This is a genomic window from uncultured Chitinophaga sp., from assembly GCF_937874145.1.
In the GTDB taxonomy this organism is placed as follows: Bacteria; Bacteroidota; Bacteroidia; order Chitinophagales; family Chitinophagaceae; genus Chitinophaga.
The window spans coordinates 1-13,289 of the sequence record NZ_CALNBI010000476.1 but is presented as its reverse complement, the minus strand read 5'-3'; the positions used below and the strand labels follow the sequence as shown (position 1 = coordinate 13,289).

The 13,289-nt window shown below is 54.3% G+C and carries 10 protein-coding genes; 4 read left to right on the top strand and 6 right to left on the bottom strand.

Going from position 1 to position 13,289, the window contains the following annotated elements; translation table 11 throughout:
• The 3 genes from Q0510_RS22895 to dnaK all read right to left on the bottom strand — a co-directional run.
• The coding region (locus tag Q0510_RS22895) for a 4-alpha-glucanotransferase (RefSeq protein ID WP_298716956.1) at positions 1–2,197 on the bottom strand (2,197 nt) is incomplete at its 3' end.
• Between the two features lie 656 nt (positions 2,198–2,853).
• Positions 2,854–3,201, bottom strand: coding sequence for a hypothetical protein (locus tag Q0510_RS22890; protein WP_298716953.1), 348 nt, complete (start codon positions 3,199–3,201; stop codon positions 2,854–2,856).
• Between the two features lie 292 nt (positions 3,202–3,493).
• Complete coding sequence (gene dnaK, locus Q0510_RS22885; protein WP_298716950.1) at positions 3,494–5,410, bottom strand: molecular chaperone DnaK; 1,917 nt, start codon at positions 5,408–5,410, stop codon at positions 3,494–3,496.
• 205 nt (positions 5,411–5,615) lie between these two features.
• Between dnaK and Q0510_RS22880 the strand changes: the two genes are divergently transcribed.
• From Q0510_RS22880 to argS, 3 genes are all read left to right on the top strand, one after another.
• On the top strand, positions 5,616–6,968 hold the full coding sequence (locus Q0510_RS22880; RefSeq protein WP_298716946.1) for an OmpA family protein: 1,353 nt from the start codon (positions 5,616–5,618) through the stop codon (positions 6,966–6,968).
• 120 nt (positions 6,969–7,088) lie between these two features.
• Positions 7,089–7,673 carry a porin family protein gene (locus tag Q0510_RS22875; protein ID WP_298716944.1) on the top strand — a complete coding sequence of 195 codons (585 nt, stop codon included), beginning with the start codon at positions 7,089–7,091 and terminating at the stop codon, positions 7,671–7,673.
• Between the two features lie 109 nt (positions 7,674–7,782).
• Entirely contained in the window at positions 7,783–9,714 is a 1,932-nt protein-coding gene (argS, locus tag Q0510_RS22870; RefSeq protein WP_298716942.1) for an arginine--tRNA ligase, read from the top strand.
• Between the two features lie 64 nt (positions 9,715–9,778).
• On the opposite strand, the gene Q0510_RS22865 is transcribed toward argS, so the two are convergent.
• The 3 genes from Q0510_RS22865 to lepB all read right to left on the bottom strand — a co-directional run bounded on the left by Q0510_RS22865 (position 9,779) and on the right by lepB (position 12,577).
• Positions 9,779–10,654 (bottom strand): tetratricopeptide repeat protein, encoded by an 876-nt coding sequence (locus tag Q0510_RS22865; protein ID WP_298716939.1) that lies wholly within the window; start codon positions 10,652–10,654, stop codon positions 9,779–9,781.
• Between the two features lie 165 nt (positions 10,655–10,819).
• The gene (locus Q0510_RS22860) at positions 10,820–11,308 is read right to left on the bottom strand and encodes a cytidine deaminase (RefSeq protein WP_298716936.1); all 489 of its coding nucleotides are present in this window, start codon (positions 11,306–11,308) and stop codon (positions 10,820–10,822) included.
• Between the two features lie 102 nt (positions 11,309–11,410).
• Positions 11,411–12,577 carry a signal peptidase I gene (gene lepB, locus Q0510_RS22855; RefSeq protein WP_298716933.1) on the bottom strand — a complete coding sequence of 389 codons (1,167 nt, stop codon included), beginning with the start codon at positions 12,575–12,577 and terminating at the stop codon, positions 11,411–11,413.
• A gap of 165 nt (positions 12,578–12,742) precedes the next feature.
• Here lepB and Q0510_RS22850 point away from each other — a divergent pair.
• The coding region (locus Q0510_RS22850; protein WP_298716930.1) for a MerR family transcriptional regulator at positions 12,743–13,289 on the top strand (547 nt) is incomplete at its 3' end.

The following is a 13,289-nucleotide window of genomic DNA, read 5'->3' as shown; positions in this document are numbered from 1 at the left end:
GAAGGATGCACCACATGGCCGGCGAGTGGAGTTGCCGGCGGATGGCGGGTTCCTTATCACCGGTGATTTCGCTGCGGAGGGTGCTCATATCGTGGGTGGACGGTGTTACGACAGAGAGATAAGGCGCATCCGCGGGCGTTCTGCCGGGATACCGGGGCATGCGGTCTACTTCAAGGCCCAGAATTCCCAGGCTGGCCATTACGTCGGGAACGCTGTGCGGGATGAGGCCGAGGTCTTCGCCGCACACCAACATATTGGTGGCGCTGGTGAGGACGGGCAACCTGTGCATGGCGGTTTTGCGCCAGAGTGCGTTGTGGCGATGGTAGAAGAAATCATCGGAGAGGCTGCGGAGGATTGCTTGTTCTCCCGGTGGCAGCGCCTGGAACGACAATGTATCAGCCATGTTAAACCTGGGATGGAATTGGTTTTCCCTGGGTTCGAGGAAGAGCACGTCGGCGGCGAGTTGCCGGAGTCCTTGTTGGATGGCAGAAGGTAATTCCGGGGGAGCGGGGTGCGGTTTGAGTCTGTAGAAGCCCGGGGATTGGGGCTCGAGGTATTGTTGTTTTACGGTTTCCGCGTCGTTGCCGAAAATATTAGCTACCACCGCATCGGTAATATAAGGCCGGCAATACCGCTCACGTGAAAACGGGATGCCAGCAGCGGCGAGGGCGGTTTCCGTGTAGGGGTAAGCGGGATGAAAATAACCAAGCAGGGCGCTGCCCGCATCTTTCGGAACTTGCCACAGCCGGAAGAACCCCAGCACATGATCGATCCGGAAGGCGGAGAAATACTGCGCCATGTGCTGCAACCGGCTCTTCCACCACCCGAAGCTTTGCGCAGCCATGCGTTCCCATTCATACGCCGGGAATCCCCAGTTCTGGCCTTCGGCAGCAAATTCGTCCGGCGGTGCGCCCGCTTGTACCGAGGTATCGAACAGCTCCGGGAATTCCTGGACGTCTGCGCTTTGCGGGAACATCCCGATGGGCAGATCTCCTTTCAGTGCAATCCCTTTTTCCCGCAATACGGCTGCCGCATGCAGGAATTGGCGGTGCAGCTGATATTGGACATACCCGTAGTAACCGGGGTCTTTGCTGTTATCCCGCTTGCAACAGAACCGGGTGTATGCCGGTAACCAGTGTTGCTGTTGTGATGCCCACCGTTGGTAAGGTTCATCCGGAACAAAATCCTGGTAAAACGCGCGGAGATGTTGCTCTTTGACCGCCAGGGTGGCGTCGAAATCCATTTTCGCTAAGTCAAGCTGTTGTTGTAAACGGGTATATTCTTTCAGGGTTCCCAGGCTGGGGAGGTGAATATAAATCGGGTTCAGGGCGAATGCTGAAACGGCGGCATAAGGATAGGAATCATGCCAGGTCCTGGTCCATACCGTATCATTGACCGGCAGCAGCTGTATCATCCGGAGCCCAACGCTTGCGGCCCATTCGCCCAGCAGCGGCAGGTCGTTGAACTCGCCGCAGCCCAGTCCATTTTCTGTACGCAGGGAATATACCGGCACGGCAACGCCTGCACCTTTCCAGGGCGCCCGTGTGAAACGTGCAAAGCCGTCGTCGATAATGGCGGGGCTTTCTGAAAAGTAAGCCCTGTTCTCACCTTGTTCCCATTCCCAATCATCGCCGCCGCCCGAGGTACAATATTTATAGGCGACCGCCGCGTTTGGCGGCAGGTTGGCATTGCAGGTAAACACGCCGTCTTCTCCGGCTTGCATCTCTACAGCAAAATCCGGGGCCCAATTGCCGAGGGTTTCGGTACTTCCTAGTACCCACACACGCTTGTCCGGCGAAAGCAACGGCACGCGCACCCTGAATTGGTGCGACTTCGTCATAAGCTTTGGTGCTACAAGCCCTGATTCACTTCCGCGCAGATGCCTGGCAAAGAAGATTTCCCTGAACGGGGCTTTCATCCACGTAACCTCCAGGGAACCTGGCCAATGGAACGTATCGTATAAGGAAATGGCATCCATATCAGCCTGCAATTTCACTTCTCTTATTACGGGCTCTTCCAGGCTAACATCTGATTCCACACAGTAATGATAGCGGATTTCAGCGCCCTCCCACTCCATCGTTGCCGCCCACATTTCCGGCCCTGCATATTCCATCGGCCGGCGTTGCCCGCTATCCAGGCAAAGCACCAGTTGCTGCCCCCAGGCGGAAGCAAAGCGGACGTAAAAGCGGAGGGTCATGCCCGGAAATTACAAAAAAACAGGGATTCCTTTCAGGGCCAATGTATTCGCCTCCTCGGCACAAAAAAACCCTGGATACAATTCGGGTTGCGGATACAGATCTGCACATGCGTCTTGTCATAAATCCCTGCCCCTTCGTATACCGGATTTCCCTCCACGAAAACGCCCCTGACGGAATCGTAGGGCTGATGCCCAAAGCGACCGTTCACAAAATGCAAATGTTCCAGCACGCTACAATCCAGGTACCGCAATAGCAGATCCCCTGAATTACAGACGTTCTTATTCATCAATGCAGGCGTAGCCCTCCCCTTCGATCTCTTCCAGTATCTGTGGGCAAGGCTCACCCGTTCCAAACATGTAGTCTCCACCAAATCGAGACAATTACCCAACACTAACACCGCCCCCAGCACTGCAGGCCTTTTGAACCCCGGTTTGCCCGGAGGACGCGCTGCGTATTCCCATGCACGTTGATAATTATTCTGCCAAAAATAAATACCATGACCTAACCAGTCATACGGATTTACACTACTTTTTAGCATGAGCTTGCCGCCAATCACGGCATCCCTTATCTCTTCCTCACAATCATGAAAACCCAGTACCAGTCCGGGCTGGAAAGAATATAACATTTCGGGCATAACAAACAACAGATTCTAAAATTAGATTAAAAAATCGCCGCAGCCGCGCTTCTTCTTCACCTTATCTGGCCACCAACTGCCGGTAAGGGTATAATTCTTCATAGTTTTCGTTAAAATCCTTCTGGTCTTCTTCGCCTCTACAGGATCAAACTTGTCGCTTGCTGTATAATCCTCCAGTTCTTTCAACATCTCCCGTGTTAATGCAGCACGTTCCGCTTTTTCTTCCTTCGTCAGTTTACGCGCATCCCATTCCGGAATTCCCATATAAGCCCTGTATTGACGGGCATACGTCGGGTTGTAAAACAATAACCGCCGTTCCTCCATCAAAGCAGCTCCCAGCAATTCTGTAGTGTCGTAATTGAGTGGCATAAAATCAGTTTTTTAGTGAACAATACTTTCCCCGGCCGAAGCTTATGTAGCTTCAACCCATACCTTTTGCTTTGGGCCCAAAGGCCCATCCATCAGTTTATGCCGGAAAAATGAAAACATGCACCGACGACGAAGAAATGATCACCGGTATAACCAATATAACGCGTTTTTAAACACAAAACTTTTCTGAAATAAAATATCCTATGAATACAGTTCCCGCATTAAAAACATTTAGGCACAAAAAAGCCCGGATGCTTTCGCGCCCGGGCTTTTTCTTTATTCGCAGTGATCCTTATTTCACTTCTTCAAATTCGGCGTCGGTCACCGTGTCGCCGTTCGCACCCTGCTGGCCGCCTTGCTGTTGCTGGCCGCCCTGCTCGGGCCCGCCATTGGCGCCGCCCTGTGCCTGGGATGCTTTATAGAGCTCTTCGGAAGCGGCTGTCCACGCGGTGTTCAGCTCGGCCGAAGCAGCTTCGATCTGTGCGATGTCCTGGGTCTTTTGCGCTTCGCGCAGTTTTTCCAGTGCAGCTTCGATCGGTGCTTTTTTATCGGCGGGGATTTTATCGCCATACTCTTTCAGCTGCTTTTCGGTCTGGAAGATCAGGCTGTCGGCCTGGTTGATCTTCTCGATCTTTTCGCGGGCTGCTTTATCTTCCGCTTCGTTGGCCTTGGCCTCGGCTTTCATCTTTTCGATCTCATCTTTATTGAGGCCGCTGCCTGCTTCGATGCGGATGTTCTGAGATTTGCCGGTGCCCTGGTCTTTCGCCGTTACGTGCAGGATACCGTTGGCGTCGATGTCGAACACCACTTCGATCTTGGGCACGCCACGCGGTGCGGGCGGGATATCGTTGAGGATGAAGCGGCCCAGCGTCCTGTTCTGGCTGGCCATGGGGCGCTCGCCTTGCAGTACGTGGATTTCTACGCTCGGCTGGCTGTCAGCCGCGGTAGAGAACACTTCGCTCTTTTTCGTTGGAATGGTGGTGTTGGATTCGATCAGCTTCGTCATCACGCCGCCCATGGTTTCGATACCGAGGGAAAGCGGGGTAACGTCGAGCAGCAGTACGTCTTTTACCTCACCGGTGAGTACGCCGCCCTGGATCGCTGCACCTACAGCCACTACTTCGTCGGGGTTTACGCCCCTGTTCGGCTTCTTGCCGAAGAATTTCTCCACAACTTCCTGGATCCGGGGGATACGGGTAGAACCGCCCACCAGGATCACTTCGTCGATCTTGCTGATTTCGATACCTGCGTCGGACAGCGCTTTACGGCAGGGCTCCAGTGTTCTCTCCACCAGGCTGTCGCTCAGCTGTTCGAATTTAGCGCGGGTCAGTTTCTTCACCAGGTGCTTGGGAACGCCGTCAACAGCCGTAATGTAAGGCAGGTTGATTTCGGTTTCCTGGGAGGAAGACAGTTCGATTTTGGCTTTTTCAGCGGCTTCCTTCAGACGCTGCCATGCCATGGGATCCTTGTGCAGGTCAACGGCTTCGTCTTTCTTGAAGTCGTCTGCCAGCCAGTCCATGATCACTTTGTCGAAGTCGTCTCCGCCAAGGTGGGTGTCGCCGTTGGTGGATTTCACTTCGAACACGCCATCACCCAATTCGAGGATGGACACGTCGAAGGTACCGCCACCGAGGTCGAACACGGCGATCATGCTGTCCTGGTGTTTTTTATCCATACCATACGCCAGTGCGGCGGCGGTAGGTTCGTTGATGATACGGCGAACGGTGAGGCCCGCAATCTCGCCGGCTTCTTTGGTCGCCTGGCGCTGTGCGTCGTTAAAGTAGGCCGGAACGGTGATAACCGCTTCGGTTACTTCCTGGCCGAGATAATCTTCAGCCGTTTTCTTCATTTTTTGAAGGATCATAGCCGAAATCTCCTGCGGAGTATACGGCCTGCCGTCTATATCAATGCGGGTAGTGTTGTTGTCGCCCTTTACCACTTTGTAGCTCACGTGGCTCAGTTCATTGGATACCTCGTCAAAATGACGGCCCATGAAACGTTTTACCGACATGATGGTGTTAACGGGATTGGTGATGGCCTGGCGCTTGGCGGGGTCGCCCACCTTTCTTTCTCCGTTCTTCAAAAAAGCCACAACCGAAGGGGTGGTACGGCGCCCTTCGTCATTGGCGATCACTACCGGTTCGTTGCCTTCCATTACGGCAACGCAAGAGTTGGTAGTACCTAAGTCAATACCTATGATTTTTCCCATAAAATAAAATTCTCCTTTGTGAAACAGTGTATCCCGGCGGACCGGGCTTGTCTTCTCTGGTCAATGATTATGCCAAGGGCAGGTAGTCTGTAAATATGTCAGTTTCCGCGCAAACAGCTTTGTATATAGAATAAAAAGATGTCTTAAAGATAGAACACACGTCTTGCTTTTTTGTTTTCAAATATGAACACAACCGACAATGCATATGAAAAAAACCATGTTACGGTGGGTCATTTACGCCATGTCCGCCACTCCCCTGCTTAGCGTTGCCCAATCCACCGAACCCGTCCCCAACAAGCACAGCAGCCTTTTCGGCGGCGGCGGCATGAATTACCGGACCTTTTCCCTCGGCATCAACGGCGGCGTCACCGCCCCTTCGGTCCTCATCGGAGGCAGCAACGACTTTACCAAGTCCAAGGTCGGGTACGGCTACGGCGCATACGCCAAATGGCAGCTGCTGCACTTCTTCAGCCTCCGCGCCGATTATATGGGCGGCCGCATCCAGGGCGATCAGAGCCGCGATCTCGGCAACGGGCGCCCTCCCGGCCGCGACGTTGAATCTTTCGAAACACGGCTGAAATGGACCGCCACCCTTTCCGGCGTGTTCAATTTCGCGTCCATCAACTGGGCCTACCGCCAACCCCTTGCCCAGCTGTACGCCTCCGTGGGCGGCGGCCTCGCAGGATACAGCCCCAGGATCACTCCGCCCGGCGGCTCCGAAATGGAATATAAAACCGACGGCAACATCAAAGAGCTCATCATCCCCGTTGGCGCTGGTATCAAATTCAGGCTCAACGACTTCATGAACCTCGACCTCGGGTACACGATGAACTTCCTCGACGCCGACAATTTCGACGGGTTCAATTACGGCCCCTCCAAAGACCGCTTCTCCTACGGCTACGCCGGCCTCGAATTCGCCCTCGGCGCCCGCACCAAACCACAGCTGCAATGGCATAACGGCCCCGCCGTCATGTACGACGACATGCTCGCCCAGCGCGACCAACTCCGCCTGGAGCTCGAAGCCGAGAAAAACAACAACGCCAAACTGGCCGCCGATGTAGCAAAACTGCAGGTTGACAGCGACGGCGACGGGGTGTCCGATATTTTCGACAAATGCCCCAACACCCCAGCCGGCGACAGGGTAGACGGCTCCGGATGCTCCCTGCCCAAGCCCGACACGGCCCGCCCCGTACAGGTAATCATCACCGACGACGACCGCCGGCTGGTTCGGAATGCCATCGACAACCTGGAATTCGAGACCGGCAAATCCAACATCCGGCCCAAATCCCACGCTTCGCTCGACGAAGTGGCGGCGCTCCTCATCCGCAAAAACCTCAGCCTCAAACTGGCAGGCCATACCGACAATACCGGCAACCGCGCCCTTAACATGCGCCTGTCCAAAGACCGGGCGGAATCCGTGAAATCCTACCTGGTAGGCAAGGGCGTCAACCCCAGCCGCATCGAAGCCACCGGTTACGGCCAGGATCAGCCCATCGCTACCAATAAGACGGCGGCGGGACGGCAACAGAACCGCCGCGTGGAATTCACTATCTATTAAAAAAGCTGTATTTCAGTATAAATAATGACCTGACAAAGGCCCTTCCGGTATTCCGGAAGGGCCTTTTTTTTCGCTCCGGCATGCATTTTGTTAAATCAACCCTGCCAATTTTAACATATTATGAAAAAATCCATTCTCTTATTCCTGACTGTATGCCTCTTTTCCGTGGCTGCCCGGGCCCAGCAATTAAATTTCGGGCTGAAGGGTGGCCTTAACGTCGCCAAATTCACGAATGTAGACAGAACCAAAGCCCGCGCAGGCATCTATTTCGGCGGATTCGCCAGGGTAGGCCTCACAGAAAACTGGAGCATCCAGCCGGAGCTGGTGTATTCCGGCCAGGGGTTTGTCGCCGATCCTCCTATCATCGAAAACCATACGGTTGCCGTTAATTACATCAACCTGCCCATCATGGCGCAGTATCATTTCATCCCCGAATTCTACCTGGAGGCCGGTCCGCAGATCGGGTTCAAGGTAGCCGCCAAAGTGAAAAACGACGGTAATTCCTTTGACGTGGGCGAAAATTACCGTGGCGTGGATCTGGGCCTGGGCTTCGGTCTTGGGTATGATTTCGACTTTGGATTGGGTGTAAACGCACGATATAATTTCGGGCTCACCAACGCTGCCGACGGCGACGACAAGCACGCCAACTCCGTAGCGCAGTTCGGCCTGTCTTACACCTTCGGCAAGTTCAGCCTGAAAAAATAATAAAGGTATTAGCCTGTAAAACCCGGAGCAGCGCGCCGCATGGCCGCTGCTCTTTTTTTTGCCCTTCCTGATCGTTACCTTTGCCCTCTACCATTACAATAGCATTTTCATGAGCGTAGTTGCTTCCATTAAACAAGCCGCCGCGGCGGCAGTACAGGCGCTGTACCAGCAGCCTTTCACTGCGGCGGATGTATCTGTCAACACCACCAAGCCAGAATTCGAGGGAGAATATACCATCGTTGTGTTCCCTTTTACAAAATTCAGCCGCCAGAAGCCTGAAGAAACCGGGCATGCCCTCGGCGCCTGGCTGGCGGAAAACCACCCGGACCTCGTGGCCGGTTTCAATGTAGTAAAAGGCTTCCTCAACCTCACCGTTCACGACCAGTTCTGGACGGCGTTCGTGCAGGATGCGCACCATAACGTTCATGTGGGCCAGCAGCCCGCCAACGGCAAAAAAGTGATGGTGGAATATTCTTCCCCCAATACCAACAAACCCCTCCACCTGGGGCACCTCCGCAACAACTTCCTGGGCTTCTCCGTGTCCGAGATCCTCAAAGCCAACGGCAACGAGGTGATCAAGGCCAACCTGGTGAACGACCGCGGCATCCATATCTGCAAATCCATGCTCGCCTGGCAGCTCTTCGCCCATGGCGATACGCCGGCATCTACGGGCGTAAAAGGCGACCACCTGGTGGGCGATTACTACGTTCATTTCGAATCGATCCTCCGCGACCAGGCCGAACCGATCATTTCCCGCGTTCTGGAAGGCAATTTCAAAGATTTTGAGGGCGAGCAGCTGGAAAGGATCACCAAACTCCATACTGCCCTGCACAAACCGGAAGTGCAGGCGGATACTGAGAAATCCGGCAAGATCAAAGACGAAATCAAAGAACTTTCCCGCAACCGCACCGAAATAATGCAGCAAGCCAAAATAATGCTGCAGCAGTGGGAAGCCGGCAACCCGGAAGTCCGCGCCCTCTGGCAAACGATGAACAGCTGGGTGTACGAAGGATTTGAAAAGACGTACAAGCGCCTGGGCATCGATTTCGACAAGATGTATTTCGAAAGCAATACCTATCTGCTGGGGAAAGATGTGGTGGAAGAAGGCCTCCGCAAGGGCGTTTTCTTCAAAAAAGCCGATAACTCCGTTTGGATCGACCTCACCGCCGACGGGCTCGACGAAAAGCTCGTGCTCCGCGGCGACGGCACCTCCGTTTACATCACCCAGGACATCGGCACCGCCCGCCTGAAATACGACGACTACCAGATGGACCAAAGCATCTACGTGGTGGCCGACGAGCAGAATTACCACTTCAAAGTGCTGAAACTCATCATGCAGAAGCTCGGCGAACCCTCGGCCGACGGTATCTCCCACCTCTCCTACGGCATGGTGGAACTGCCGCACGGCCGGATGAAAAGCCGCGAAGGCACCGTAGTGGACGCAGACGACCTGGTGGAGGAAATGGTGAGCACTGCCGCCAAATACACCGAAGAGCTCGGTAAAGTGAAAGATTTCTCGGAAGAAGAGCTGCGCGACCTGTACGAAACGATCGGGCTGGGCGCTATGAAATTCTTCCTCCTGAAAGTGGACCCCAAAAAGAAAATGGTGTTCAACCCGGAAGAGTCGATCGATATCCATGGCTTCACCGGGCCGTTCATTCAATATAGCCACGCCCGTATCCGCTCGATCCTTCGCGAATTCTCGGCGGAAGACCTATCGTCCCTGGCTGCATATCGCCATACCGGCTCCCTCCTGCCCATGGAAAAGGAACTGATCAAGATCAACGAGCAGTTCGGTGAAGTGCTGGCGGAAGCCGGCCGCGAACTGAGCCCCTCCGTGATCGCGAACTACGCCTTCCTCCTGGCGCAAACCTTCAACTCGTTCTACGCCAAAAAAGAAAGCGGGAAATACATTTACTCCGTCCGGGATGCCGAAAGCGAAGATAAACGCAAGCTGCGCCTGCAGATCGCTTCGCTGACCGCCAATACCATCCGGCAATCCATGAAGTTCCTGGGCATCCGGGTTCCTGAAAGAATGTAGAAAATTAATAAACTGCCGAAATGTCAATGACGCCTGTCATTGACATTTCATTCAGCCTGTTGCGTTAATGCAACTGCATCGCCTGATCGCAGATGCTTTGCCCCTTCACCACTTCCCCCGAGCATATATAAGATTTGCCGAGCATGAACATGGCGAACGCGTTCTGCGGTTGCAGGACGAGTATCCTGTTCCATTGCATGGCGGCCTGCACGTAATTCTGCTGTTTGAAGTAGGCATGGGCGAGCTGTTGCATGATCCGGATATCGGAGCTCCGCAGCTGCAATGCTTTCTGAAAATTGTGGATGGCGTTGACGTAAGCGGCCTGTTGCAGGTAGGCCGTACCCAGGTTTACATAAAGATCTGCATCGCCGGAAGTTCCGTACCTGGCTGCCATTTCGAATGCGCCGGCGGCGTTTTTGTAGTTTTCCATGTTAAAATGCATCATTCCTGATTCCAAATATAAATCCGCAGACGTACTATCTGCCTTCAGTGCTTTTTCGTAAATTCTGAGCGCCGCGCCGTAATTCTCCTCCTGCGCATAGAGGCGTGCCAGCGTTTTGGTGATCATAGGCTGTAAAGGGTCTTCCGCCAGCGAACGCTCCAGCGCCCGGATAGCCTCGGCGGCATGGTCGAGCGAGGCATAACTCATGCCGATGATCGCGTCCATATGCGGGACCTCCAGCTCCTGGGCGCGCCGGGCCCAGGTGAGCGCATCTTCCCAGGCCTTTTCCTCGTAATACACTTCCGCCAGCCCCGCCATGGCATAACGTTCCTCCGGCACTTCCGCCAGCAATTGCAGGTATTGCTGCCGGGCCAGCTCGCGCTGCTGCCGCAACCGGTGCAAAATCGCCAGTTGCAGGTAAGGCGCAGCATATTTCCGGTTGGCCCCGATGGCGTCCGCAAAGCAACGCTCCGCATCATCCAGCCGGCCTTCCAGCATGCATTGTTCTCCCTTTTTGTATAAATCGGTAGCACGGTCGCCCCCGGATGGAGGAACCGCAGCGGCCATCGGCTCAGAAACCGCGCCGGCGAGGCATAGGATAAGGATACAGCGGTATAGGAACATGGTTCAATGTGCTAAGGCACCGAACCAAATATATATAATTTATTTCATACTTTTTGCAGAAAATGATAAAGGCATGAGATCGGTGCTGTCAGCCACCACGATCACCTTCCCCGTAAGCCCCGCCAGGATCAGCCGGATAGGCCGTGAGAACCGGGTGGTGTACTCCATGAGCGTCTGCCGGCAAATGCCGCACGGTGCGATGGGCTCGGTGGAAGGCGCCAGCTCGTTGTCGTAGCTCACGGCGATGGCCAGCACGGGCAGGTTCGGGTACAGGCTGGATGCAGCGGAAAGGACGGTCCGCTCTGCGCAGATCCCTACCGGATAACTGGCGTTCTCCTGGTTGGTGCCCGTCAGCACTTCCCCGCTTTCGAGCAGTGCGGCAGCCCCTACCCGGAAACGGGAGTAAGGCGCGTAGGCGTCTTTCGTGGCGTTGCGGGCCTGGCGGAGCAGGGCGGCGTCTTCGGGCGGAAGCGCACTGCTGTCCGCATAGGTCTCGAACTCGATGATGTGCCGGGTTTTTGTTTCCATGGGCGGGCGTTTACATAAAAAAAGCAGTCGCGCTGCGGACCCGAAAGTACATTTTTTCCGGGATGGCGGGCGCGACTGCCGATATGATGAAAAGGTGCTTTACTATCTGATCGTGCGGAAAAGGCGGCTCCAGCGGATGCCGTTCTGGCCGTAGCTCATCCAGATCAGCCAGGCTTTGCCAACTATGTGGTCTTCCGGCACGTATCCCCAGAAGCGGGAATCAAGGGAACGGTGGCGGTTGTCGCCCATCATCCAGTAATAGTCCATTTTAAAGGTATAAGTGGTGGCGGGCTGGCCGTTGATGAAAAACTGGTTGGGCCCTTTTTCCTCCAGCGTATTGCCTTCATACACCCCGATAATGCGGCGGTACATGTTGATGGAAGCGCTGTCCAGCTTCACGGTAGCGCCTTTCTTCGGGATATAGATCGGGCCGAAATTATCGATGGAGTATTTGAAATTCGCGGTGTCATGCGGCCATACGTCCATGCCCCAGTCGTCGATGATGGGCGTAACGCCGGTTACGGCTTCACCCAGGCCTTCCACGGCTTTCGCCTGGCTGGGGGTCATATTCAGCTGGTTGCCGCCGTTATATTCGTCGATGCCCAGTTCTTCGAGGCGCATGGGGTTGAGGGAACCGCCGTCGCGGGTTTGTACGGTGTAGAACCGCTCACCGTCGGGCGGCGGGGTTTCGGCTACGCCGTTCACCACTACGATGCCGTCGCGGATCATGAGGCTGTCTCCCGGGATGCCCACGCAACGTTTGATATAGTTTTCGCGTTTATCCACCGGGCGGGAGATCACGCGGTAGCTGTTCCATACAGATTCCCGGCCCTGCGTGCGAACAAGATCGGAGTAAACGGTGTTTTCTTGTACTTCGAGGGCCACAGTATCGCCTTCGGGGAAGTTGAACACCACCACATCGTTCCGCTTGATTTCGGAGAATCCGGGCAAACGGCGGTATTTCCACTGCACGGCTTCGGAATAAGCTTTGGTGTATTTGGTCAGCGGAAGGGTATGATGGGTGAAGGGAACGGAAAGCGGTGTCATGGGGATGCGCGGACCGTAACTAACTTTGCTCACGAAGAGAAAATCGTTGACCAGCAGCGTTTTCTCCATGGAAGGCGTAGGGATAGTGTAGGCTTCGAAAATAAAGGTCCGGATCAGGGTGGCCGCAATAATGGCGAAGATGGCAGCATCCAGCCATTCCCGCACCGCGGACTTCTTTTTCTTCGGCTGGCCGTCCTTCTTCTTCCAAAATACCAGGTTCATGCGATGTGTTTTAGTTTATTTTATCAACAAATATAATATTCTGTTAATTGTCAGCTGTTTTTTCTGAAGATAAAGTTTTCTTAAAAAATACCACGTAAGTTTCCATTTGAAAACAACGGTTGAACCACTTTATTTCTATTTTTGTTTAATTCTATATCCAGGACTTTGAACAGCTTTACGATAAAAGACATTGAAAGCCTGACCGGCATCAAGGCGCATACCATCCGAATATGGGAGCAGCGCTACAATGTGCTTCGTCCCAAGCGGAAAGACACGAATCATCGCGTCTACGACAATGGCGACCTGAAGCACATCATGCGCATTGCGTACCTGTACCGTCATGGTTACAAGATTTCGAAGATCGTAGGGATGACGGAGGAGGAAATAAAGCAGCTTTCGCTGGAAGAAACCGGGCACAAGGGCAACCACCTCTACCAGGTTTACATCAACCAGCTGGTGGAAGCGATGATCGATTTCGACCAGATCCGCTTCGAGAAGATCTTCCATAACGTGTTGCTCCGCATGGGCTTCGAGCAATGCATCCTCAAAGTCATCTACCCTTACCTGGAACGCATCGGCCTGCTCTGGCTGGTAGACTGCGTTATCCCCGCACAGGAACACTTCGCCGCCAATATCATCCGTAAGAAACTCATGGTCGCCATCGACGGGCTCGACATCCCCCAGAACCCCGCCGAATGCTTCATGGTATTCC